20 protein-coding genes are annotated in these 23,162 nt (G+C 68.6%); 9 read left to right on the top strand and 11 right to left on the bottom strand.

Annotated features, from left to right (window positions below):
- Positions 1-279 precede the first annotated feature (279 nt).
- The 3 genes from ABZV44_RS41095 to ABZV44_RS41085 are packed head-to-tail and all read right to left on the bottom strand — an operon-like array spanning position 280 to position 2,380.
- The gene (locus ABZV44_RS41095) at positions 280-672 is read right to left on the bottom strand and encodes a VOC family protein (protein ID WP_354849302.1); all 393 of its coding nucleotides are present in this window, start codon (positions 670-672) and stop codon (positions 280-282) included.
- A 51-nt stretch (positions 673-723) separates the two neighbouring features.
- A complete protein-coding gene (locus ABZV44_RS41090) occupies positions 724-1,533 on the bottom strand; it encodes a hypothetical protein (RefSeq protein ID WP_354849299.1) in 810 nt (269 codons plus the stop codon).
- A 22-nt stretch (positions 1,534-1,555) separates the two neighbouring features.
- Positions 1,556-2,380 (bottom strand): DUF3097 domain-containing protein, encoded by an 825-nt coding sequence (locus ABZV44_RS41085; protein WP_354849297.1) that lies wholly within the window; start codon positions 2,378-2,380, stop codon positions 1,556-1,558.
- Between the two features lie 128 nt (positions 2,381-2,508).
- Between ABZV44_RS41085 and ABZV44_RS41080 the strand changes: the two genes are divergently transcribed.
- Complete coding sequence (locus tag ABZV44_RS41080) at positions 2,509-2,940, top strand: NfeD family protein (protein WP_354849294.1); 432 nt, start codon at positions 2,509-2,511, stop codon at positions 2,938-2,940.
- Positions 2,940-4,187 carry an SPFH domain-containing protein gene (locus ABZV44_RS41075; protein WP_354849291.1) on the top strand — a complete coding sequence of 416 codons (1,248 nt, stop codon included), beginning with the start codon at positions 2,940-2,942 and terminating at the stop codon, positions 4,185-4,187. The genes ABZV44_RS41080 and ABZV44_RS41075 overlap by 1 nt, the downstream gene beginning before the upstream one ends.
- Positions 4,188-4,288: 101 nt before the next feature.
- On the opposite strand, the gene ABZV44_RS41070 is transcribed toward ABZV44_RS41075, so the two are convergent.
- The 6 genes from ABZV44_RS41070 to ABZV44_RS41045 form a co-directional block, all read right to left on the bottom strand.
- A complete protein-coding gene (locus ABZV44_RS41070; protein ID WP_354849288.1) occupies positions 4,289-5,227 on the bottom strand; it encodes a TauD/TfdA family dioxygenase in 939 nt (312 codons plus the stop codon).
- A gap of 18 nt (positions 5,228-5,245) precedes the next feature.
- On the bottom strand, positions 5,246-6,592 hold the full coding sequence (locus ABZV44_RS41065) for an LLM class flavin-dependent oxidoreductase (protein ID WP_354849286.1): 1,347 nt from the start codon (positions 6,590-6,592) through the stop codon (positions 5,246-5,248).
- A gap of 24 nt (positions 6,593-6,616) precedes the next feature.
- Complete coding sequence (locus tag ABZV44_RS41060) at positions 6,617-7,489, bottom strand: ABC transporter permease (protein WP_354849283.1); 873 nt, start codon at positions 7,487-7,489, stop codon at positions 6,617-6,619.
- Entirely contained in the window at positions 7,482-8,318 is an 837-nt protein-coding gene (locus ABZV44_RS41055; protein ID WP_354849281.1) for an ABC transporter ATP-binding protein, read from the bottom strand. The genes ABZV44_RS41060 and ABZV44_RS41055 overlap by 8 nt, the downstream gene beginning before the upstream one ends.
- Positions 8,315-9,394, bottom strand: coding sequence for an ABC transporter substrate-binding protein (locus ABZV44_RS41050; RefSeq protein ID WP_354849279.1), 1,080 nt, complete (start codon positions 9,392-9,394; stop codon positions 8,315-8,317). Before ABZV44_RS41050 ends, ABZV44_RS41055 begins: the two co-directional genes overlap by 4 nt.
- Positions 9,395-9,566: 172 nt before the next feature.
- The gene (locus ABZV44_RS41045) at positions 9,567-10,307 is read right to left on the bottom strand and encodes a helix-turn-helix domain-containing protein (protein WP_354849278.1); all 741 of its coding nucleotides are present in this window, start codon (positions 10,305-10,307) and stop codon (positions 9,567-9,569) included.
- A gap of 436 nt (positions 10,308-10,743) precedes the next feature.
- On the opposite strand from ABZV44_RS41045, the gene ABZV44_RS41040 reads away from it, so the two are divergent.
- The gene (locus ABZV44_RS41040; RefSeq protein ID WP_354849276.1) at positions 10,744-11,079 is read left to right on the top strand and encodes a transglycosylase family protein; all 336 of its coding nucleotides are present in this window, start codon (positions 10,744-10,746) and stop codon (positions 11,077-11,079) included.
- A 78-nt stretch (positions 11,080-11,157) separates the two neighbouring features.
- Here the strand turns inward: ABZV44_RS41040 and ABZV44_RS41035 are convergent, their stop codons facing one another.
- Complete coding sequence (locus tag ABZV44_RS41035; protein ID WP_354849273.1) at positions 11,158-11,574, bottom strand: hypothetical protein; 417 nt, start codon at positions 11,572-11,574, stop codon at positions 11,158-11,160.
- Positions 11,575-11,663: 89 nt separating this feature from the next.
- Here ABZV44_RS41035 and ABZV44_RS41030 point away from each other — a divergent pair, with 89 nt between their 5' ends.
- The 4 genes from ABZV44_RS41030 to ABZV44_RS41015 all read left to right on the top strand — a co-directional run bounded on the left by ABZV44_RS41030 (position 11,664) and on the right by ABZV44_RS41015 (position 18,113).
- Complete coding sequence (locus ABZV44_RS41030; RefSeq protein ID WP_354849270.1) at positions 11,664-13,004, top strand: lipase family protein; 1,341 nt, start codon at positions 11,664-11,666, stop codon at positions 13,002-13,004.
- A gap of 222 nt (positions 13,005-13,226) precedes the next feature.
- Entirely contained in the window at positions 13,227-14,519 is a 1,293-nt protein-coding gene (locus tag ABZV44_RS41025; protein WP_354849267.1) for an extracellular solute-binding protein, read from the top strand.
- Between the two features lie 7 nt (positions 14,520-14,526).
- On the top strand, positions 14,527-16,377 hold the full coding sequence (locus ABZV44_RS41020) for a hypothetical protein (protein ID WP_354849264.1): 1,851 nt from the start codon (positions 14,527-14,529) through the stop codon (positions 16,375-16,377).
- Positions 16,374-18,113, top strand: coding sequence for a hypothetical protein (locus ABZV44_RS41015; RefSeq protein WP_354849261.1), 1,740 nt, complete (start codon positions 16,374-16,376; stop codon positions 18,111-18,113). Before ABZV44_RS41020 ends, ABZV44_RS41015 begins: the two co-directional genes overlap by 4 nt.
- Here the strand turns inward: ABZV44_RS41015 and ABZV44_RS41010 are convergent.
- Complete coding sequence (locus tag ABZV44_RS41010; protein WP_354849258.1) at positions 18,092-18,805, bottom strand: TVP38/TMEM64 family protein; 714 nt, start codon at positions 18,803-18,805, stop codon at positions 18,092-18,094. The two genes, ABZV44_RS41015 and ABZV44_RS41010, sit on opposite strands and share 22 nt — an antisense overlap.
- 168 nt (positions 18,806-18,973) lie before the next feature.
- Here ABZV44_RS41010 and ABZV44_RS41005 point away from each other — a divergent pair, with 168 nt between their 5' ends.
- The gene (locus ABZV44_RS41005; RefSeq protein WP_354849255.1) at positions 18,974-20,791 is read left to right on the top strand and encodes a methylmalonyl-CoA mutase family protein; all 1,818 of its coding nucleotides are present in this window, start codon (positions 18,974-18,976) and stop codon (positions 20,789-20,791) included.
- A gap of 2 nt (positions 20,792-20,793) precedes the next feature.
- Positions 20,794-23,052 (top strand): methylmalonyl-CoA mutase, encoded by a 2,259-nt coding sequence (gene scpA / locus ABZV44_RS41000; RefSeq protein ID WP_354849252.1) that lies wholly within the window; start codon positions 20,794-20,796, stop codon positions 23,050-23,052.
- Positions 23,053-23,162: the final 110 nt, after the last annotated feature.

The raw sequence follows: 23,162 nt of genomic DNA, 5'->3' as shown, positions 1-23,162 counted from the left end.
CTACTGGCGTGCGCAGGGACCGGGGAGTGTGGTCACTTCGCCTGCCCTGCCGGGCTTGGGCTGACGCCGGGTCGGGAGCGTCTCCCACCGATCCCAGCCCAGGGACTGCACGCATCACCTTTTACAGACACCAAACCCACCGCTACCTCGCGGCTGATCCGCGAACCCGCAACGCTCATAGTGTGATTCCCGCAATCGCCGCAATCGCCGCAATCGCCGCGATCGGCACGGCCGTCGCCACCGTGACCAGTTGTCTTTTCGCCCTTGGGGCTTGACGCTTTACGTGAGGGCGGCGTAGAGGTCGACGCTATTGCCGTCGGGGTCGAGGACTGTGGCGTACCGCTGGCCCCAGAACGCATCGAAGGGTTTGAGCTCTGCTCGGTAGCCTGCGTCGACCAGCTCTTCGAACTTCTGGTCCACCCCGGAAGGGGAGCCGCAGTCGCACGCGAGGCCGATTCGCCCGGGCCCGGGAACTGCCTTCCAGTCCGGATGGAATGAGCGGACGGTCTCCTCGGTGTCGAGCATCAGCTTGATACCGCCGCCCAGGTCGGCGTCCACGTGCGGCTGCTGCTCGGAGCCGTCGGCGAACTCCACGCCCAGACGCCGATAGAACTCCAGCGACGCACCCATGTCCGTCACCACGATCCCGATCACATTCGGTCGAATAGCCATACCCGAACGGTATGCGGCCCCGTCACGGGAGGTCTTGAAGAAATCGGACAGTCAGCGGGCGTGGACCGCGGCCAGGCGTGCGGCCCGGATCGCGTTCCAGAGTGGCCGGAGCAGGGCCTCCTGTGCGGCCACGGCGGTCGCGGAGGTGGGGGCCGAGGCTGGTTCGCGTTCGGCGACGGTGAGGATCGCGGCCACCTGGTCGGCGGTATCGAGGATCCGCCGCGCGCGCAGGGGCATCGAATCGGGGTATTTATGCTTGGTATGTCCGGCCAGTTCGGCCTCGACGAGTTCGCGAGGCCCGACTCCGCCGGACCCGAGCCTGGTGGTTTGGAGCTGCTGGAGTGCGTCGGCGGCGTCGCGGACCGCTTCCCGCATGGTGTATTCGGCTTCGCCCAGGGGCATTTCGGGTGCGAGCGCGAAGGGGATCGGCGCCGAGTAGACCCGCCATTGCAGTGCGTCGTCGTCGGTCCAGACCGGGACCAGCCCGGTGCCGCTGGACCCGGCCGTCCCGATCAGAATGCCTTCCTCGGCTTCGGTTGCGGCGGTGGCGAATTCGGTGCCGACGGGGAGTCCGCGCACGTCTCCGGGGATCGGCAGCACCAGCCGCAGCTGCGCCTCGGGCCCGTCGATCGCTTCCCGGATGACCTTGAGCAGCACCATGATTCCCGCCCCGGCCACTGCCGCGGGCTCGTCGTCGGACGCCCACGGTAATCCGGTGCGCCCGCCGGTCACGGGATCCCCGGCGGCCACCGTCTGCTGGGGAGCCCAGGCGCGCAGCGCGTCCAGCACGTCGTCGGGGGCGCTGCGGCCGGCCAGCCAGGCGCCGGCCCAGACCGTCAGCGATGCACTCGGGGAACTCATGCATTCGAGGATAACTGGCGGGCTACTCCTGCTCGGTGACGAAATCGATCAGTCGTTCGACCGCGCCGATGAGCGGGGTCTCCAGATCGCGATAGGAGTTGACCGCGTTGTAGACGCGCCGCCACCCCTCCTGCGGCGTGCCCCAGCGTAGCCGCTGGCAGATGCCGGTTTTCCAGTCTTCGCCGCGGGGGACATCGGGCCAGGCGGGGATGCCGACGGCCTGCGGGCGGACGGCCTGCCACACGTCGATGTAGGGGTGACCGGTGACCAGGACGTGCGCGCCCAGGCCCTGGGTCAGGCCGGATTCCTTGGAGCCGGTGACCAAATGGTCGACCAGGACTCCGACGCGCCGGGTCGGTCCGGGCTGGAATTGGGCGAGTTCGGCGCCGAGATGGTCGAGGCCCTCGAGCTGTTCGACCACCACGCCCTCGACCCGCAGGTCGTGTCCCCACACCCGCTCGACCAGTGCGGCGTCGTGCACACCCTCCACCCAGATGCGGCTGGCCTTCGCGACGCGCGCCTTCAGCCCTTCGACGCGGGTCGATCCCGAGGCGGATCGCGTGGGCTGCTCGAGTGCGGAGGCGGTGGGCTTCACGAGTGTCACCGGCTGCCCGTCGATCAGAAACGCGGCTTCTCGCAGCGCGAACAGCCGGACCCGCCCACTGCGATCCTCGAGTTTGACGAACTCGCCGTCGTAGCTGCGATCGAAACCCACTACGGCGCCGCAGAATCCGGTGGCCGCGTCCTCGGCGACGAGGTCGCGTTCGGCGACCACGCGGGGCACCTCCCGTTTCTGCTTGCGTGCGTGCCCGGAGAAGATGTCGCCGTACCGTTGGTGCCCACTCACCGCGTCGAGGTTACCGGCGGTGAGCGGGAATCCCCCTCGCGCCGCGCCCATTCCGATATGTCCGGTAGAAAGCGCGGAGTGATCACGAATACCGGCCGTAACCCGCGATTACGGTTACTGTTGGTGACGTGGCCGCAATAGTTTGGCTGGTCGCGGGCATCCTGCTCGCGGCGGCCGAGATGCTCACGGGCAGTCTCGTGCTGATCATGCTGGGTGTTGCCGCGCTCATCACTGCGGGCGCCAACGGGCTCACCGGCTCATCGGTACTCATCGACGCGGTGGTGTTCAGTGTCTCGTCGATTGCCCTGCTCGTGCTGGTCCGCCCATTCCTGTTGCGGCGCTACGCGATTCCGCCGCCACATCAGACCGGGGTGGACGCGTTGCCCGGCAAGACCGCGAAGGTGCTCGAAACGGTCGACGAGCACGGCGGTCGCGTGAAGCTCGGTGGCGAGGTGTGGAGCGCGCGTCCCTATGACGCCGCGGAGTCCTATCCCGTCGGTTCGACCGTGTACATCATGAGGATCGACGGCGCCCACGCCGTCGTCATGAAAGGGCCGTGATGGCTGTACTGATAGTCGCCGTCGTACTCATCCTGCTGGTCGTGGTGGTGGTCTTCAAATCGGTGGCCCTGGTGCCGCAGGCCGAGGCCGCCGTGATCGAGCGGCTCGGCCGGTATTCGCGGACGGTGTCCGGGCAGCTGACCTTCCTGGTGCCATTCGCCGATCGGGTGCGCGCCAAGGTGGATCTGCGCGAGCGGGTGGTGTCGTTCCCGCCGCAGCCGGTCATCACCCAGGACAACCTGACCGTCCAGATCGACTCGGTGGTCTACTTCCAGGTCACCAGTCCGCAGGCCGCGGTCTACGAGATCTCCAATTACATTGCGGCGGTGGAACAGTTGACGATCACCACGCTGCGCAATGTGGTCGGCGGCATGACCCTCGAGGAAACCCTGACCTCCCGCGACCAGATCAACACCCAGCTGCGCGGGGTGCTCGACGAGGCCACCGGCCGCTGGGGTCTGCGGGTGTCGCGCGTCGAGCTGAAGGCCATCGATCCGCCGCCGTCGATTCAGGAATCGATGGAGAAGCAGATGAAGGCCGACCGTGAGAAGCGCGCCATTATCCTCACCGCGGAAGGTCAGCGGGAGGCGTCGATCAAGACGGCCGAGGGCCAGAAGCAGGCGCAGATCCTGGCGGCCGAAGGCTCCAAGCAGTCGGCCATCCTCTCCGCCGAGGGCGAGCGGCAGTCCCGCATCCTGCGCGCTCAGGGTGAGCGGGCCGCCGCCTACCTGCAGGCGCAGGGCCAGGCCAAGGCCATCGAGAAGGTGTTCGCCGCCATCAAGAACGGCAAGCCGACTCCCGAGCTGCTGGCCTACCAGTACATGCAGACCCTGCCGCAGGTGGCCAAGGGCGACGCCAACAAGGTGTGGCTGGTGCCCAGCGATTTCGGCAAGGCCCTCGAGGGCTTCGCGCGCGGCTTCGGCAAGCAGGGCGAGGACGGCGTGTTCCGGTACGAGCCGTCCGAGGACGGTGCGGCCGCGGAAGCGCCCGAGAACGATGCCGACGAGGTGGCCGACTGGTTCGACACCGCCACCGACCCGGCCACCCAGCGGGCCGTCCGGGCAGCCGAGGCCGATGCGCGGGCACCGATCGAGCCGGTCGGTTTGCCGCAGACCTCGACCCGGCCGAATCTGGAACAACGTCCGCCCCAGCCGCAGCAGCAGCCGGTACAGCCGCAGTACAGGCAGGAGCCCCCGGACCAGCGCTGGCAGAACCCGCCTCCGCCGCCGCGTCCGCTGGGCCGCTGACGGTCCGGGGTATCGAAACACGGGGATCGAATCAGGAACTGAGCGGGGCCCTCTCGACACTGTCGAGAGGGCCCCGCTGATTGGTGGCGAGCGCCGCGGGATCAGTTCCGCGAGCCACCGAAGTGCTCACCGGCGATGGAACGGGAGGGCTCGCCGTCGACGCCGACCGGCACGTCGCCCTCCAGGGTCGTGCGGTAGAGCACGCGGGTCACGTCCAGGTGGGTGAGGTCGCCGGGCGCGAGGTGCGCGGTGGCCCGGTTGTCCCAGAACGCGACACTGCCCTTCTCCCAACGGAATCGGACCGTGTACGCCGGATCGGAGAGTTCGGCGTAGAGCAGTTCCAGCAGCGCGTCGCTCTGCCGCGGGCTGAGGCCCACGATCCGGGTGGTGAAGCCCGGGTTCACGAACAGCACGCGTTCGCCGGTCACCGGATGCACCCGCACCACCGGATGCTCGGTGATCAGCGGTGCGGCCGCGACCCGCTTGGCGTAGTCGCTCTCCGCGTCCCAGGCGGGCAGCTTGCCGCCGAATCGGTGTTCGGCGCGCAGTCCGTCGAGGAAGGACTTGAGCGAATCCGGCAGGCCCGCGTAGGCGGCGGCGAGGTTGGTCCACTGGGTGTCGCCGCCGCGCTCGGGCGCGATCTCGGCCCGCAGCAGCGAAGCCGCCGGCGGGTTGATGAGCGGCGAGACGTCGGTGTGCCAGTGGTTGGTGTAGCTGAATTTCTTCTTCCCGAACCGCTTTTCGTACAGGCGGCTGTCGACGGCGAGGATCTCCGGGTACTCGGTGGGCGCGTCATCGTCGTACGGGTGCGAGGGCGTGACGGCGCCGAATCGCTGGGAGAAGGCGATCTGTTCGGCGTGCCCGATGTGCTGATCCCGGAAGAACAGCACCTTGTATTCGTGCAGCGCGGCGGTGAGTACCGCGATCTGCTCGTCGGTGAAGTCGTCGCGCAGGTCGATGTGGCTGATCTCGGCGCCGATATGCCCGGCGACGGGTCCGATGCGGAAGGTGCCGACCTGGTTCTCGGTTGCGGTGGTCATGTGCGTTCCTTTCAGATCTCAGGCGGTCGCCTGGGTACGGGCGGGTGCGAACTGGCTTTCCACGGGCGCGAGTCCGTAGTGGCCGCGCAGGGTCGGGGCGGTGTAGTCGGTGCGGAACAGGCCGCGCTCCTGCAGGATCGGGACCACGCGGTCGACGAAGTCCTCGAGCCCGCCGGGCAGGTAGGGCGGCATGATGTTGAAGCCGTCGGCCGCGCCCTGGTCGAACCAGGACTGGAGTTCGTCGGCGATCTGTTCGGGCGTGCCAGCGAAGGTGCGGTGACCGCGGCCGCCGCCGAGTTTGCCGATGAGCTGGCGAACGGTCAGGTCCTCGTTTTCGGCGAGCTCCTTGACGAGGGTGAACCTGCTCTTGCCGCCTTGGATGTCGCTCTCCTGCGGCAAGGGCGGCAGCGGTGCGTCGAGGGCGTGCTCGGTGAGGTCGACGCCGAGCAGGGTCGAGAGTTGCCGCAGGGCGTAGTCGGGGGAGATGAGGTCGGTGAATTCCTGTTCGAGTGCGCGGGCTTCGGCCTCGGTGTCGGCGATGAAGGGGACCAGGCCCGGCAGGACCTTGAGGTCGTCGGCGGCGCGGCCGTATTTGGGCAGCCGGGACTTCAGGTCGCGGTAGAACTTCTGCCCCTCCTCGATGGTGCGCTGCGCGGTGAACACCGCTTCGGCGTGGCGGGCGGCGAATTCCTTGCCGCTCTCGGAGGATCCGGCCTGCACCAGCAGCGGGCGGCCCTGAGGGCTGCGAGGCGAATTCAGCGGGCCCCGGACCTGGAAGCGTTCGCCGCGGTAGTCGAGAGTGTGAACCTTGTCGGGGTCGGCGAAGATGCCGGTCTCCGGGTCGAGCACGATGGCATCGGATTCCCAGCTGTCCCAGAGCCGTACCGCCAGATCGACGAATTCGTCGGCGCGCTCGTAGCGGCGGGCGTGCTCGGGGATGGCGTCGTAGCCGAAGTTGAACGCCTCGTCCTCGCTACCCGAGGTGACGATGTTCCAGCCGGCCCGGCCGCCGCTGATGTGGTCGAGGGACGCGAATTTCCGTGCCAGGTTGAAGGGTTCGTTGTAGGTGGTGGAGGCGGTCGCGATCAATCCGACGTGCTCGGTGACGGCGGCGATGGCGGCGAGCAGGGTGATCGGCTCGAAGACGGCGAGCGCGTTGCGCTTGATCCGGGGTCCGACGGCCAGCCCGTCGGCGAAGAACACCGAGTCGAGCTTGCCGCGTTCGGCGATGCGGCCCAGTTCCTGGAAGTGCTTCACATCCAGGACCCGATGCTCCTCGGTGCGCGGATGCCGCCAGGCGGCCTCGTGGTGGCCGACGCCCATGAGGAAGGCGTTCAGGTGGAAGGTGTTGCGTGCGTTGGACATAGAAGAGGGTTCCTTCGACAGGTTTCAGTGGGCGCGCCAGCGGGACAGCCGTCGCTCGATGGCCACGAGCACGCCGTTGTAGGTGAGTCCGACCAGGGCGATGGCCACGATCCCGGCGTACATGTCCGGAATCTGGAAGTTCTGCTGGGCGGCGGTGATCAGGTAGCCGAGCCCGGAGCGCGCCCCGAACATCTCGGCGGCGATGAGCACCAGGATCGACCCGGACGCGGCCATGCGGATGCCGGTGAAGATCGACGGCACGGCGGCGGGCAGGATCACCTTCTGGAACAGGCGCAGCGGTGAGAACCCGAGCGAGACAGCCGATTTCACGAGCAACGGATCGACCGTCCGCACCCCGCTGATGGTGTTGAGCAGAATCGGGAAGAACCCGGCGTACACCACCAGCGCGATCTTGGAGGTCTCGCCGATGCCGAGGATCAGGATGAACACCGGCAGCAGCGCCAGGGCGGCGGTATTGCGGAACAGTTCCAGCACCGGGCTCAGGAATTCCGCCACCGGCCGGTACCAGGCGATGGCCACACCGACCGGAACGGCCGCGAACAGGGCGATGGAGAAGCCGATGAGCGACCGGGTCACGCTGGCCGAGACGTGTTCCCACAGTTGGCCGTTGCGGATGAGCTCCAGCCCCGCCTGCACGACCGTCGAGAACGGCGGCAGGAACACCTCGTCCACCAGCCCCAGCCGTGGCGCGGCTTCCCACAGGGCGAGGAAGGCTGCGATCACGATGGCGGGCTTACCGATTCGCCAGGCGATTCTGGCGACGGCGGGCAGCACGGCCGGAGCACGCCGGGTTCCCGTGTGGGTGACGTCGCCGGTGCCGGCCGGCTCCGGACGGAGATCGATGGATGCTTCGACGAGTTGCAGTGCGCTAGACATGGGAGCTCCTCTTGTCGGCGGTGAGCGCGGCCTGCTCGAGGTTCTGTGCCCGCGTGACCTCGTCGTGCAGCAGGGACCAGACGTGATGGCGCAGTTCGCGGAATCGTTCGCTGGAACGGATATCCGGGTCCCCGGCACGGTCGAGGTCGATGTCCACGACCGCCTTGATCCGCCCGGGTCGCGAGGTCAGCACCGCCACGCGCTGGCCCAGGTACACCGCCTCGTCGATGCCGTGGGTGATGAACAGCACCGTCTTCCCGGTGGCCCGCCAGATCCGTAACAGCTCGTCCTGCAACGACTCCCGGGTCTGGGCGTCGAGGGCGGCGAAGGGCTCGTCCATCAGCAGCACCTCCGGGTCGAAGGCCAGGCTGCGGGCGATGGCGACCCGCTGTTTCATGCCGCCGGACAATTCGTGCGGATAGCGGTTCCCGAATCCGGCCAGGCCGACCAGTTCGAGATAGTGCTCGGCGATCTCGCGGCGTTCGCGCCGGCGAATGCCCTTGGCCTCCAAGCCGAATTCGATATTGGCCCGGGCGGTGCGCCAGGGCAGCAGCGCGTACTGCTGGAAGACGATCCCGCGGTCCAGACCGGGTCCGGTGACCGGCGCCCCGTCCAGCAGGATCTGTCCCGAGGTGGGTTTGCCGAGCCCGCCGAGCAGATCCAGCAGGGTGGACTTGCCCGACCCGCTGGGCCCGACCAGGACCAGGAACTCACCGTCCCGCACATCGACGCTGATATCGGCGAGCGCGGTGAAACTCTCCTGCTCCCCGCGCACGGCGAATTCCTTGCTGACTCCGGTGAGCGCGAGTTTGACGGTCGCGGAACTCATTTCGCCACCGCCTCACCGCTGGGACCGCTGGCGGCCGGGTAGGTGCCGTTGGCGTAGGGATTGTCCTTGTTGGTGTAGAGGTCCTTGGCCGCGAGCTTGCCCGCGGGCAGTTCCCCATTGCGGACCAGCCAGTCGATCCAGATCTGCAGTTCGCGTTCGGCGATCACGCCGCCGGGGACGGGGATACCCGAGCTCTTGTAGTACTGCAGCAGTCCGGTGTTCTCGTTGCGCCCGCGCTTGTGGATGATGTCGGCGAACCGCGCCACCACCTCGTCACGCGGCGTGACCTGCAGCCAGCGGGTGGCCCGTGCGGTGCCCTGCACGAAATCGGCGACGGCCGCAGCATGCGACTTCAGGTAGTCGTTGCGGAAAACGTAAGTGCCGTAATCGAACTGACCGAACAGATCCTTGTCGGTGTAGAGCGGATGCACTCCGCCGCGCCCGACGGCGGTGTCGCGGAAGACGCCGCCGAGCGCGGCCACATCGATCTGGCCGTTGCGCAGCGCGTCCTCGGTACTGGCAGGCGGCAACACGACCAGCTGGACCTGCTTGATCTCCTGATCGCTGAGTCCCTGGTCGTGCAGCCACTGCCGGGTGATGAACTCGTGGTGCGCACCCAGGGTGTTGACGCCGACCTTCTTGCCGATGAGGTCGCGCGCGGAGGTGATGCCGGAATTGTCGCGGACGAAGTAGCCGGTGAAGTTGAGTTCGTCGGCCCCGTAGGAGCTGAGGACAGCGGTGACGGGAGCGCCGCCCGCGACCAGCTTGATGACCGCGCCGTTGAAGGCGCTGCCGAATTCGACCTGCTTGGTGGCGGCGGCCTGGATATTGGCCGGGCCGCTGGTGGTGTCGCCCTCCCAGTGGAGGTCGATCTTGCTGAAGTAGCCGAGGTCGGCGGCCAGTTCGAAGGCGGAGACCTGACCGGTCGAGCCCTGATAGCGGAGGACGGTCTTACCGTCGGCGGTCGTGCCCGCGTCGGTTTTCGCGCAGCCGGTGAGCAGGACGAGAGCACTGGAGACGGCGAACGCGGCGGCGAGGACGCGGCGCACCCGGGTCCGGCGGGGAGGGAATGCCATGGGGGAGTCTTTCGGTGAATACGACTGTCGCTCGGTGGGATTCGAGGGCTGGGCGACAACAGAGCGTCATGGGGATTCCTTTGCCGGACAGGGGAACTGGCGATGATTCGGCGGTGGTCACATGCTGCGATGGGCGCCGCGGTGCGGCAACCGGCTTTTCACCATGTGGAAATCAGCGTGAGCGAAACTCGGCGGCGGCGGGCACCGCGCCGTCGGTGGTCTGGAACAGCGGCGCGATCCGGCCCGCGGCGATCCGCATGGCGGGCACGACGGCCCGGATCAGCTCGCTGTCCAGGCGGGCCGAGCGGGCCTGCACCGCCAGCGCCCCGTGCACCTGCCGGCCGGGCCCGACGATGGGCACCGCCAGGGCGCGGATGGGGTCGTCGGTCTCGATCAGCTCGGAGGCGAAGCCGGTGCGGCGGACCCGGTCCAGATCGACGTCGGCGGCGGCGCGGGCGGGGGAGTAGGCCAGCAGGGCGTGGCCCGCCGCGCTGGCGTGCAGGGATTGCCGGGACCGTGGCACCTGGTGGTGGCAGAAGTGGATCGGCGGGCGGGCCTGGAAGACGGTGAGCGCGTCGCTGTCGTCCATCACGCTCACGCTGACCGTGATCCGGATGCCCGCGGCGAGCGCGTACAGATGGGGCGCGGCGGACTCCAGACCCAGCCGGGCGAGGGCGGGCCGGGCCAGGGTCGCCAGCCCGTGCCCGACGCGGTAGCGATCACCGGCCGGGCCCTGCTCGAGCAGGCCGCCACGCACCAGCGCCTGGGCGAGACGATGTGCGGTGCTGACGGGCAGCCGGGCCCGTTGGGCGAGTTCGCTCAGCGACAGCTCCGGATCGTCGCCGTGGAAGCAATTCAGCACCTGGATCGCGCGGTCGACAGCGCGTGCTCCGGAACGGGGTTCATCGGCCATGGAGGCACTATGGTCACGGCTCTGAACTGGGGCAATGGTTGTGCGCACCACGATCCGAGCCGGTCGGAGGCCGATTTTGGGCCAGGATCGTTTTGTTTCGGGTTTGTATTACGCGATCGGGATCACTATTTTCTAGTGACCTCCGTCACAAAATTGTTTACGAATTCCAGAAATGTCATTCGGCGAAATTGCGATGCGAACTGCGAGAACGGATTGAGTATCCCGGATACCCATCTGTCAACTGGCCGTGATCGTTACGTGATCTAACGTGATTGATCCGTTACCGTCGTTCATGGCTCGGATTCAACCGGGCCCCGCTCGAATCGACGAACACCGGCAACTCCGTCCCGCGATTCGAGAGCAACCGAGAAACCCCTGGGGACGGGGACCCGCAGCCGAGAGCGCGGGCCGGCGGGCGCAGGCGAGGAAATACCTTATGCATCGCAACCGGAAGCTCACCACCCGCACATTCGCCGCCGCGGCGGCCATCGGTGCGCTCGTGTCCATCCCGTTCGCGCTGTCCACCGCGACCGCCTCGGCCGCCGGGCACAACTGGGACGCTGTCGCGCAGTGCGAGAGCAGCGGCAACTGGGGCGCCAACACCGGCAACGGGTTCTACGGCGGTCTGCAGTTCACCCAGAGTACCTGGAACGCCTACGGTGGTGGCGGCAGTGCTGCCAACGCCAGCCGCGAGGAGCAGATCCGCGTCGCGGAGAACGTGCTCGCCGGTCAGGGTGCGGGCGCCTGGCCCGTGTGTGGCGCCTACCTGTAATTCAGGTTTCGCGTCAGTTCGAAACGTCCGATGGCCCGTTCCGCAAAGTCGCGGCACGGGCCATCGTCGTATTCATGATCAAACGTGGACGGCCTGGATCGCCGTCGCCAATTCGATTTCGAGGGCCTGGAATTCGGGTGTCGCGGTGACGGTGATGGCCCGGACGCCCGCCTCGTCATCGCCCGGTAATACGACCCCCCGGTCGACGATGATCCGTCCCGGGCGGGCATTCATGACCGGGATCCGGGCGGACAGGTATACCGCCTCCTCCACCGAATGGGTCACGAACACAATGGTTTTGCCCGATTCGCGCCTCGGTCGCAGCGGCTCCACCTGCAGCCGCTCCCGGGTCAGCTGATCCGGCGCCCCGAACGGTTCGTGCCTGAGGACGATGTGCGGATCGTTGACCAGCACCCGCGCGATCTGCGGCGCGGCGTTGATCGGGTCCGCCGACAGTCTGGTTCCGACGGTGAATGTGGGTCGGACCGGAGTCAACCCTCTTCCCAATGGTGTTCGCCGGTGACTAGAGTAACCGCGTTACTCGAGTAACGGTGTTACTCGCGAGTCCGCAGAGAAAGCAGAAAATGTCTGGACAACGCCGTCCGAATCCTCGGAAGCGACAGACGTCCCGGAACGTCGATCACGCCCTCGCCATCGCGGCGGCGCTGTGTGTGACCGCCGCCGGTGCCGCCGCCGTTCCGGGGTCGGCCTCCGCCGATCCGGTCAACGACTTCTATGTTCCCCCTGCGCAATTCGATCCGACGCGCGGAGCGATCATCAAGACCACCGATATCTCGGCCTACCTGGCGCAGCCGGCGGGCAACGGGGTCTGGCCGTTGCCGGCCGAACAGGTCATGTACACGACACAGATGCAGGACGGCACGCCCGTCGCGGCGACCGGTGTCTTCCTCGATTCCACCCAGCCCTGGCACGGCTCCGGGCCGCGGCCCACCATCGTCATCGCGCCCGGCACCACCGGTCAGGGCGATCAATGCGCGGTGTCGCTGGCCTTCTCGACCGGGATGTACGCGAGCATCACGCCGCCGACCTTCTCCGCGAACCAGGAGGCGATCTCGGCGCTGACGTGGAATTCGCTGGGCGCCCGCGTCTTCGTGGCGGATTACATCGGCATGGGAACACCGGGGACCCATACCTATGTCAACCGCGTCGAGGAGGCCCATGCCGTCCTCGACGCCGCGCGCGCGGCCAACAACGTGGCCGGTTCGGGCGATGACACACCGCTGGCGCTGTGGGGGTACTCCCAGGGTGGCGGCGCCACGGCCGCGGCGGTCGAGATGCAACCCGACTACGCTCCCGAACTGAACCTGAAGGGAACGTGGGCGGGCGCGCCGGTCGCGGATCTGACCGAGGTGCTGAAGCGGGCCGACGGCAGTCTGATCAGCGGCGTGATCGGGTTCGCGCTCAACGGTTTCGTCGCGCGCTACCCCGATCTGCGGCCGATTCTGGACGAACGCACCACGCCGGAGGGTAAGGCGCTGCTGAGCGACCTGGGCAACGAGTGCATCGGTGACGTGATCCTGAAGCATCCGTTCCTGCGCAGCACCGAGTTCACCGTCGATCATCGGCCGATGATCGATCACCTCCAGGAGGTCCCCGAGGCCGAGGACATCCTGCGGCAGCAGCACATCGGAAACCTCACTCCGGCAAGCCCGGTCCTGATCACCAGCGGTCGCAACGACGACACCGTCCCCTACGGTCAGGCCCGGCAACTCGCCGCCGAATGGTGTGGCAGGGGCGCCGGCGTCAGCTTCCGGACCGACGAGCTGCCGCCGATCCTGCCCGGGGCCACCCTCCCGAACCATTTCGGCCCCGAGTTGATCGACGGCTTCGGCACCGACAATGCGATCGGCTATCTGGTCGATCGCCTCAACGACGTGCCGATCTCGGGCTGTACCCTCGACTGACTCCCGCCTCGAAAGCCCCAGCGCTGCTGTCCATTTCGTCCTGACGACAGTGGCGTGGGGGCGCGCAGGGGGTGCGGCCGCCTCGCGAATAGCGATCGTGCCGGACCATCCACAGGAGTAACGTGTTCCGCACCGAGGCCGGAACCGGGGCGAAGTCGCATCGGTTGGGGGGACGGAATGGCGACCCGCAGAACCATTTTGCGTGCAGGCGCATTGCTTCCGATGGCTGCGGCGTGCACCCCCTTCGTGTCCGGCCCGAATTCCGACACGGTGAAACTCGCGGTGCCCTGGGGCGGCGCGGAGTTACGGGCATTCGAGGACGTGCTCGCCGATCTGCGTGATTCCCACCAGTTTTCACACAGCACTCAGGTATTCACCCTGGGTGACGATGTGGGGACGGTGTTCTCGGCCGGCCGGTACACGCCGGACATCGTGGTGTTGCCGCAACTCGGGCAGATAACGCGGTTGGCGCAGGACGGACGGCTGCGCGCGCTCGACGAATCACTGTGGGGCGATGAACGGAAAGCGCCGCGTTATGCCCACGGCTGGTGGGAACTGGTGCATGTCGAGACGGTGTCCGGCAATCGGCTCTACGGACTGCCGTTCAAGGCCTCCTGCAAATCGCTGGTGTGGTTCGACCTGGCGAAGTTTCGACGGCTCGGCCTGCCGCCACCGGGCAGCTGGGCCCCGTGGCAGTGGCCCATCCTGCTGGATCGCCTGGCGCGCAGTGGAACCCACCCGTTGGCGCTGGGCGCGGCCGACGGCTGGATGCTCGCCGACTTCTTCGCGAATGTGCTGCTCGCCCAGTCGCCCGACGCCTACGAGAGCGTGGTGACCCCGAACGACTGGCGTCCTGGGCAGCGGCGTGCCGAAATCACCCGGGCACTCGAGACCCTCGCCGGAATCTGGGGATTTCCGAATGCCTTTCCCGGCAGTATCGGCCGAGCGCTCACTCAGCAGTTCCCCGATGCCGTGCGCGAGGTGTTCGCCGAGGGCGACGCGGCCATGGTGGTGGCGCCCGATTTCGCCGAGCCGATAGTCAGGAGTTGTTTCCGCGGCGATGACGTGGCGATGAAACAGGCCGTCGGGGTGTCGCTGTTTCCGAGCATCCTCCCCGGATTCCGCGACGGCCCGGTGATCGGCGGCGGCGACATCATGGTCCTGACCCGATCGGCCAAGGACGCGGCGGCCGAACTGATCCGCCTGCTGTCGCTGCCCGATGCCCCGGACAGCTGGATCGGAAAGGAAGGCGGATTCATCGCACCCGACCTGCGTACCCGCCCGGCCTATTCGGCCATGCTCGAACCCCTCGGTCCGCACGTCCGCTCCTGGACCGAATTCGACCTGGCCGACCGCATCGGTTCGCGGGGCGGCGACAATCCGCTGTGGGGGATCATCACGCAATTCCTGATGGATCTCGATGGCACTCCGGCGGATTCGTCGCAGCGCGCCGCCGCGGCCGTCCGCACCGCCGTGGACGCCGTCTACGAGCTGGAACGCACTCGGCAGGGGTGAGATACGCGTGTATTCGGTGCATTCCAACGGCCTCGAACTGACACTCGCCACCCGCAGGCTGTCGGGGCCGCTGGTGCCGGGCCGGCATCCGCACCTCGAGGTCGTGGTCAACTACCTGGTCCGGGCACCGGCCGTCGTGCTGATGGGGCTGCTGCTGGTGGCTCCGGCGCTGTACACCGTCGGGCTCGGCGCACGCACACATCCGGGGCTCGCCCTCGGCTGCGGGCTGCAACTGCTCGGTGGCGGCGCGCTGCTCATCGTGGACCGGCGGCGCCTGCGCACCGGAATGGCCGCCCTGCCAAGCCTGTTCGCGTTCACCGCGTGGGCGTTCGCGGCCGCGCTCGGGCTCGGTTGCCTGGCGGCCGGATCCCTGGTGGTGTGGGGGGAGCTGCCCCGCGCGAGCCGCAGCGCGTACCTGCACACCGCGGGCTGGGTGGCGCTGGCCATCGTCCTGGTCGGTGTGGCCCTGGTGCTGGCCTGGCCCAGCCGACGCCTGCCGTGGCTGTGGTGGCCGTTCATCGTGCCGTTCGGCGTCTCGGCCTTCACCTCGGGGATCGCCTTCCGGCTGATTCTCGAAACCGTCACGCGTGGACGATATTTCAGCGGTGTCGCAGCGGAACGCTATGCGTTCGAAGCGGTTCTGGTGGCGGCCTTCGTCTGGACCTGGCTGGGGCTGCTGGTCGGCCTGTTCCGTGCCGCCATCCTCACGATCGAGGACGATCCGGTGCGCGCCCCGGAATTGGCCGGCGGTCCGCGCTGGCTCATGCCGATCCGGTTGTGGACGCAGGTGCGGCCCGTCGCCTCCGTGGCCTTCCTGGTGGTGGCGGTCGCCGCGGCCCGGGTATTCGACGCCGTACTCGGTGCGGTGCCACGGTCGCTGCAACACGATGTCGGCACCGCGACCGTGGAATGGTGGCGTCTCAACAGCGCGTGCGAGGCGAATTCGTGCGGCGAAGCGGCCGCGTACGCCCTGCCCTTGACGGCCGCCCTCGTGCTGGCCGCGCTGTTCGCGCAGGATCGGATCAATGTGCGCCGCCCGAGCGGTCCGCGTCCGCTGCACCCGCGCCCCGCCGCGTGGCGTGAGCGCCTGCCCCTGTGGCGGGCCATCCCGCGTTGGCTCCTGGTGGGAGTCGCCGTGCTGGTGGTGCTGTCGCCGATCGCAGAGCTGGTCTACGTCGCGCTGTACGGGACCGTCGGGCCGAAGGCTGTTGACATACATGCTGTCACGATCGATCCGGCCCTGCGTGACGCACTGCGCACCACCCTGACCGTGGCGGTCCCCGCGACCGTGATGGTCGTGGCCTTCGCACTGCCGGTCGCCCACTGGCTGGCCGCCGCGCGCGTCCGAACCGCGGTGCCCTGCCTGGTGATTCTGACCGTGCTGCCCGCCCAGATGTATCTGGGCGCACTGCAGCGGGTGATCGGGTCCTCCGGCTGGTTCGGCACCCTGGTCCCCTTGATCTTCACCCATGCCGCCGCCGGACTGCCGATCTCGATTCTCGTCCTGCGCGGAGCCCTCCTCGCACCGGCCTACACCCCGGCCGCCGACGCCCTGTACGGACTGGCTTCGCTGCGCACCATCGTCGCCCGGCTGGGTGCCGTGGTGCCGGCCGTCGTCGCGGTGGCGGTGCTGGAGTTCATCCAGGTGTGGAACGACTTCTTCATCGGACTGCTGGTCAACGGCACCGGAGGCAGCCCGTGGTCGCTGCTGCTGTGGGGCTACTCCCGCCAATTCGACGAGAGCTCCGCCCAACTCGCGACCGGGGCGCTGGTCTCGGCGGTCGTGCCGCTGGTGCTGCTGCTGGTGTGCTGGCGACGCTGGCTGGTACCGGGCCTGGCCGGGGGAGCGCGGATATGAGCGAAACGGAATCCGTGCCCGGCGGACCCGAGTCCACCGAGCTGGCCCGCGAGAGCCGCAGCCTCATGGCCACGCCGAAATCCGCGGTGTGGCAGTGGCTGCTGGGCGCCCCGGCACTGGTGGGCATCGGTATCGCCACCTTGATCGCCAATGTGATGACCGACGCGTTCAAGGCGAACCCCGCCGTGCGGTGGACCGAGTCCGCCGTCGGGTGGGTCGTTCTCGCCTACTTCCTGACCGAATCCGCCCGGCGCGGTTATCGATTGGTGCAGGATCGGGCCGGGCTCACGGGTCCGCGACCCGTGGAGCTGCCCGATCCCGGAGCGCCCTGGGGTCCGGAGCCCCAGCCGGAGACGAACCCGGAGTTGACGGGCAATTGGGCCGCGGCGGTGCTCCGCGAGCTGCCCATTCGAACCTATGAGACCGGGGTGCTCCTCGAGGTGCTCGGGGCGAGCGCCGCCGCCCGGCTCCCCGCCGCCACGGCGGAGACCGAAACCCCCTCCGCACCGCGACTATTGGCGAGCCTGACCAGAGCGGGCGCGGTGGAGCCGATGCCGCCGGGGCGCTACCGGCTGGCCGGGGTGCCGCCCGCCGGCGAGGATCCCGCCATCACCGAGACGCCCGAGTGGCGGGCCGCGCTCGCGGTGCTGCTCCGCAGACACGCCGAGGAAGTCACGCTGTGGGCGGGGGCGCTCGATCTTCCGGCACACGCCGCGGTCGCGCGCCGCTGGTTCGAGAACGAGGAGCCCCGGCTCTGTCTCCTCCTGCGCAACTGTGCGCGACGGGCCGAACCGGAAGCGGGACAGGCGAACAACACCCTGCTGAACCGAATACGCGCGGTGGTGCCGGATCTGGCCGTGATCGCCGACGCCCTGGACATCTGGTTCGCGCGCAGCGGCCGCGCGGAGGACAGCCCGGGCACGGGCGGCGGCCCGCACGAGCCGGGCCCGGCCGCAGCGATGGTGACGATCACGTCCGCGACCCGATACGGCCCGCTGCATGCCCTGGCCGATATCCGCGCGACGGTGCCGGAGCGGCGACCGGCGCGCTACAGCCCGTGGACGGTGTCCCGCAGCCTGCGCGCTCGCGCCCTGCACCGACAGGCGCTGGAGGCCATGGACACCACGGACGCGAATCTGAGCAAGGCGGTCAATCTCCTGGAACAGGCGTGGTGGCTGCTACCGCGCGAAGATGTCGCAGGTGAGGTGTGCGCCCTGGTGAACATGGCGATCGCGCACCTCGTGCAGGGGCGGCACACCGCCGCACGTGACCGCCTGGAATTGGCCGAATCCATGGCCGCGGGCGGGCGCGACCCCAGCGGGCTGGCCCACGTGCACGAGATCGCGGGTGTTCTCGACTGGTCGGTGGGCGAACCGCGGCACGCGCTGGTGCGATGGCAGACCGCCCTGAGCGAATGGCGCGCTCTCGCCGACGATCTCGGCACCGGCCGGTGCCTGCAACATCTGGGGTCGGCCGCCGCGCTCGAGCCGGCGCTCGCCGCATTCCTCCTCGACTCCGACGGCGCGGCAACACCGGCCGAGGTGGTCCGTCAGGCCAGCGGCTGGCTGGTCCGGGCACACGATCTCGACCGCACGCTGAATTACGCCGAGGCACACCAGGATGACCTGCTCGCGCAACTGAACGAGCTGATCGAACCCGCACCGCCCCTGGATTCGCTCCCTGGCTTCGACCAGTGGCCGCTGCCGCCGTCCGATCAGGCGACCGGCTCCGGCTGAGCCTCGGCTTCCGCGATGGCCATTCTCGCGTCCACGACCAACCCGATCACGCCGACCGCCAAACAGGCTGCCGTGACGATCAATTGGGCGGGGGAGGTGCGATTGGTGAGCGCGTCGCCCAGCAGCACCGTGCCCACGGTGCCCGGGATGATCCCGATGAAGGTGGCGATCAGGTACGGGGTGAACCGGATCGAAGACAGTGCGGCGCAATAGTTCACGATCGAGAACGGCGCGAAGGCGATCAGTCGCAGCGATCCGATCGCCAGCCAGCCCCGCCGCGCCAACCGGGTGTCGACCGCCTGCACGGTCGGATGGGTGAGCCGCGCGCGTACCCGCTCGTGATCGACGGCGCGCACCAGCCACAGTGCCAGCACCGCACTGAGTGTCGTGGCGGCGAGGGCCAGCGTGAGTCCCTCCACCGAGCCGAACAGCATGCCCGCGCTGAGGGTGAAGATGGTGCGCGGGAAGGGCGCGACACAGACCAGCGTGTGCACCGCGAAGAACACCAGCGGCAATAGCGGCCCAACCGAGTCGGCCCAGTGCCGGATCTGCTGGGGTGCCGGGTGCGGTGCGAAGGCGGCCAGCGCGAAAAGTAGCCCGCAGCCGATCAGCAAGGCCAGATTTCGCGGTTGACGGAGACGGCTGAGCAGCCCGGATACCCGCTCGAGCGGCACACGCACGGTTGTTGGCACCGCGCCAGGTTACCCGCTGGTAGTGAGACTCCGGAGACCGTTATCTCGAGGCTGCCGCTAGCATCAGGGGAAAGACGATGAATGCTCGTTAACCAAAGTGGCCGTTGAGCTGGGTGAATGCCGGTGCAACGGCCATCCGGTCAGGGAGTGGAAGAAGGAACAGCAGCTATGCCGATTGCTTCCGACTCGGACACCGATCCGGTGCCCGAGTATGCCGCCTGGCGCAAGGGTGTCGCCGGGGTGCTGGCGAAGGCCCGCAGGGTGGATGCGAGCGACTTGCCGGATGAGCCGGAGAAGCTGCTCGCGGTCACGACCTATGACGGCCTGACCGTCAACCCGCTCTACACGCGCCGCGACGAACTGCCCGAGCAGCCGCTTCCCGGGCAGTTCCCCTACGTGCGCGGTGGCGACGCCACCCGTGACGTGCACCGTGGCTGGTTCGTCAGCCAGCGTTTCGGCGGCGCCGACGCCAAGGCCGTCAACGCGGACATCCTCTTCGCGCTCGACAACGGCGTGAGCGCGGTGTGGCTGGGCGTCGCCGCGCGCGGCGTGCCGGTCGACGGGCTGGCCACCGCACTGCAGGGCTTCCTCTTCGAGCTGGCGCCGCTCACCCTCGACGCCGGGCCGGCCGCCAATGAGGCTGCGGCCGCGCTGTTCTCGGTGCTCGACGGCTATGAGGCCCCGAACCGCAAGGACATTCGGGTCTCGCTGGGCGCCACCCCGCTGACGAGCCTGTTCGCCGGCTCCTCGGCCATCGACCTGGACGGTGCGGTCGCGCTGGCCCAGCAGGCGGTGGCCCGCACCGAGACGGTCCGCGCGATCACCGTGTGCGGCGTGGCCTTCCACAATTCCGGCGCCTCCGACGCCCAGGAGCTGGGTGCGGCGGTGGCCGCGGGCCTGGAGTACCTGCGCTCGCTCACCGACGCCGGGGCCGATATCGCGGATGCGCTGGAGCAGCTCGAGTTCCGCTTCGCGGCCACCGACGACCAGTTCGAGACCATCGCCAAATTCCGTGCCGCCCGGCGACTCTGGGCGCGCGTCGCGCATGTGTGCGGGGCTCCGGCCTTCGGTAACGCGCCGCAGCAGGCGATCACGTCCGCGGCCATGATGAGCCAGCGGGACCCGTGGGTGAACATGCTGCGCACCACCCTCGCCGCGTTCGGCGCGGGCGTCGGTGGCGCGGATATCGTCACCGTGCTGCCCTTCGACGACGCGCTGCCCGCCGGGGAGCTCGAGGTGTCCAAGGCGTTCTCGGAGCGCATGGCTCGCAACACCCAGCTGCTGCTGCTCGAGGAATCCCGCCTCGGCCATGTGCAGGACCCGGGCGCGGGCTCCTGGTACGTGGAGTCGCTGACCGATGAGCTCGCCGCCAAGGCGTGGAAGTTCATGCAGGAGATCGAGGCCGCCGGCGGCTACCTGGCCGCGTTGCAGGCGGGCCTGCTCGCCGAGCGCATCGCCGAGACCAAGGCGAAGCGTGATTCCGATGTGGCGCACCGCAAGACGGCCGTCACCGGCGTCAACGAGTTCCCGAACCTGGGTGAGAAGCCGCTGTCGGAGGCCGCCCGCGCCAAGAACGGCACGGCCCGCTACGGCGCCGCCTTCGAAGCGCTGCGCAACCGCTCCGACGCCTACCTGGCCGCCCACGGCGCCCGCCCGCAGGTGCGGCTGGTTCCGCTGGGTCCGGTGTCGGAGAACAATGTTCGTGTCACCTTCACCACCAACCTGCTGGCCTCCGGCGGCATCGAAGCGGTCACCGAGACCGGCCCGTCGATCGCCGTGCTGTGTGGCTCCGACACCCGTTACGGCACCGACGCCGCCGCGGCCGTGGAGGAATTGCGGGCGGCCGGGGTGACCACCGTGCTGCTGGCCGGACCCGAGAAGGCGGTCGCCGATCTGACCGGTGCGCAGCGCCCCGACGGTTTCGTGACCGCGCGCATGGACGCGGTGGCGGCTCTGTCCGGCCTGCTGGAGAAGCTGGGAGCGTAGAGATGAGCGATATCAAGCACCGGATCGGCAACTTCGCCGAAGTACCGCTGACCGAGGGCGACACCGCCCCCGCCGAGGTCAGCAGCGAGCAGGTCGACGCCTTCGTCGAGGAGGCCGCGACCGCCAATCACTATGCGCCCGAACAGCTCACCTGGACGACCCCCGAAGGCATCGACGTGCCGCCGGTGTTCACCAAGGCCGACCGGGACGCCATCGTGGCCGAGGGCTACCCGCTCGACAGCGTGCCGGGTGTGGCGCCGTTCGTGCGCGGCCCGTACCCGACCATGTACGTGAACCAGCCGTGGACGATCCGCCAGTACGCGGGCTTCTCCACCGCCGCCGACTCGAACGCCTTCTACCGCCGCAACCTGCAGGCGGGCCAGAAGGGCCTGTCGGTCGCCTTCGACCTGGCGACCCACCGTGGCTACGACTCCGACCACCCGCGCGTCACCGGTGACGTCGGTATGGCCGGTGTCGCCATCGACTCGATCCTGGACATGCGGGAACTGTTCGATCACATTCCGCTGGACCAGGTTTCGGTGTCGATGACCATGAACGGTGCGGTGCTGCCGATCCTGGCGCTCTACGTCGTCGCCGCCGAGGAGCAGGGCGTCAAGCCCGAGCAGCTGGCCGGAACCATTCAGAACGACATTCTGAAGGAGTTCATGGTCCGCAACACCTACATCTACCCGCCCAAGCCCTCGATGCGGATCATCTCCGACATCTTCGCCTACACCTCCGCGAAGATGCCGAAGTTCAACTCGATCTCCATCTCCGGCTACCACATCCAGGAGGCCGGAGCCACGGCCGACCTGGAGCTGGCCTACACCCTCGCCGACGGCGTGGAGTACATCAAGGCCGGTCTGGACGCGGGCATGGAGGTCGACAAGTTCGCGCCGCGACTGTCGTTCTTCTGGGCCATCGGCATGAACTTCTTCATGGAGGTCGCGAAACTCCGGGCCGGACGGCTCCTCTGGAGCGAGCTGGTCGCCAAGTTCGAGCCCAAGAACTCCAAGTCGCTCGCGCTGCGCACCCACTCGCAGACCTCGGGCTGGTCGCTGACCGCGCAGGACGTGTTCAACAACGTCGCGCGCACCTGCGTCGAGGCCATGGCCGCCACCCAGGGCCACACCCAGTCGCTGCACACCAACGCGCTGGACGAGGCGCTGGCCCTGCCGACGGACTTCTCCGCCCGCATCGCCCGTAACACCCAGCTGCTCATCCAGCAGGAATCCAACACCACCCGTCCGGCCGACCCGTGGGGCGGCTCGTACTACGTGGAGTGGCTGACCCACCAGCTGGCCGAGCGCGCCCGCGCCCACATCGCCGAGATCGAGGCGCACGGCGGTATGGCACAGGCGATTTCGGAGGGCATCCCGAAGCTGCGCATCGAAGAGGCCGCGGCCCGCACCCAGGCGCGCATCGACACCGGCCAGCAGCCGGTGATCGGCGTCAACAAGTACCTGGTCGAGGAAGACACCCCGATCGAGGTGCTCAAGGTCGAGAACTCGCGCGTGCGCGCCGAGCAGAACGCCAAGCTGGAAAAGCTGCGGGCGGAACGTGATTCGGCCGAGGTCGCGAAGGCGCTGGCCGAATTGACCCGTGCGGCAGCCTCGTCCGAGGGCGGCATGGACAACAACCTGCTCGCCCTGGCCATCAACGCCGCGCGCGCCAAGGCCACCGTGGGCGAGATCTCCGACGCGCTGGAGCAGGTGTACGGCCGCCACCAGGCCGAGATCCGCACGCTCTCCGGCGTTTACCGTGAGGAGGCCGGCAAGGTGACCAACATCAGCAAGGCCATCGAACTGGTCGAGGCGTTCGCCGAGGCGGAGGGCCGCCGCCCCCGCATCCTGGTCGCCAAGATGGGGCAGGACGGCCACGACCGCGGCCAGAAGGTGATCGCCACGGCCTTCGCCGACCTCGGCATGGACGTCGACGTGGGCCCGCTGTTCCAGACCCCCGAGGAGGTGGCGCAGCAAGCGGCCGACAACGACGTCCACGTCGTCGGTGTCTCGTCGCTGGCCGCAGGCCACCTCACGCTGGTGCCCGCCCTGCGGCAGGCGCTGGCCGATGTCGGACGCCCCGACATCATGGTCACCGTCGGCGGCGTCATCCCGCCCGGTGACTACGACGAGCTGTACGCCGCGGGTGCCGCCGGCATCTTCGGCCCCGGCACCATCATCGCCGACGCCGCGATCGACCTGATCAAGAAGCTGGCCGCACAGCTGGGCCACGAGATCGGCACCGGCGCAACGGAATGAGCGACGCCGCACGCGGGACCGAGGGTGGCGGAATCCACCCCCGGCTCGGCACCACCGCCGGCGTCGGCCTGCCCGGCCCCGCCGGCGCGGAAACGCCCGGCCCCGGCGCC

Source organism: Nocardia sp. NPDC004860 (genome assembly GCF_040609015.1).
Lineage (GTDB): Bacteria > Actinomycetota > Actinomycetes > Mycobacteriales > Mycobacteriaceae > Nocardia.
The sequence above is the reverse complement of the archived record's forward strand: the minus strand, read 5'-3'. Positions and strand labels throughout refer to the sequence as shown.

Excerpts from the sequence above, each read along its gene's own strand:
- ABZV44_RS41050 (WP_354849279.1), bottom strand. The coding sequence starts at position 9,394 with ATGGCATTCCCTCCCCGCCGGACCCGGGTGCGCCGCGTCCTCGCCGCC.
- scpA (WP_354849252.1), top strand. The coding sequence starts at position 20,794 with ATGAGCGATATCAAGCACCGGATCGGCAACTTCGCCGAAGTACCGCTG.
- ABZV44_RS41070 (WP_354849288.1), bottom strand. The coding sequence starts at position 5,227 with ATGACCACCGCAACCGAGAACCAGGTCGGCACCTTCCGCATCGGACCC.
- ABZV44_RS41015 (WP_354849261.1), top strand. The coding sequence starts at position 16,374 with ATGAGCGAAACGGAATCCGTGCCCGGCGGACCCGAGTCCACCGAGCTG.
- ABZV44_RS41060 (WP_354849283.1), bottom strand. The coding sequence starts at position 7,489 with ATGTCTAGCGCACTGCAACTCGTCGAAGCATCCATCGATCTCCGTCCG.
- ABZV44_RS41095 (WP_354849302.1), bottom strand. The coding sequence starts at position 672 with ATGGCTATTCGACCGAATGTGATCGGGATCGTGGTGACGGACATGGGT.
- ABZV44_RS41045 (WP_354849278.1), bottom strand. The coding sequence starts at position 10,307 with ATGGCCGATGAACCCCGTTCCGGAGCACGCGCTGTCGACCGCGCGATC.
- ABZV44_RS41005 (WP_354849255.1), top strand. The coding sequence starts at position 18,974 with ATGCCGATTGCTTCCGACTCGGACACCGATCCGGTGCCCGAGTATGCC.
- ABZV44_RS41040 (WP_354849276.1), top strand. The coding sequence starts at position 10,744 with ATGCATCGCAACCGGAAGCTCACCACCCGCACATTCGCCGCCGCGGCG.
- ABZV44_RS41065 (WP_354849286.1), bottom strand. The coding sequence starts at position 6,592 with ATGTCCAACGCACGCAACACCTTCCACCTGAACGCCTTCCTCATGGGC.
- ABZV44_RS41030 (WP_354849270.1), top strand. The coding sequence starts at position 11,664 with ATGTCTGGACAACGCCGTCCGAATCCTCGGAAGCGACAGACGTCCCGG.
- ABZV44_RS41055 (WP_354849281.1), bottom strand. The coding sequence starts at position 8,318 with ATGAGTTCCGCGACCGTCAAACTCGCGCTCACCGGAGTCAGCAAGGAA.
- ABZV44_RS41090 (WP_354849299.1), bottom strand. The coding sequence starts at position 1,533 with ATGAGTTCCCCGAGTGCATCGCTGACGGTCTGGGCCGGCGCCTGGCTG.
- ABZV44_RS41075 (WP_354849291.1), top strand. The coding sequence starts at position 2,940 with ATGGCTGTACTGATAGTCGCCGTCGTACTCATCCTGCTGGTCGTGGTG.
- ABZV44_RS41025 (WP_354849267.1), top strand. The coding sequence starts at position 13,227 with ATGGCTGCGGCGTGCACCCCCTTCGTGTCCGGCCCGAATTCCGACACG.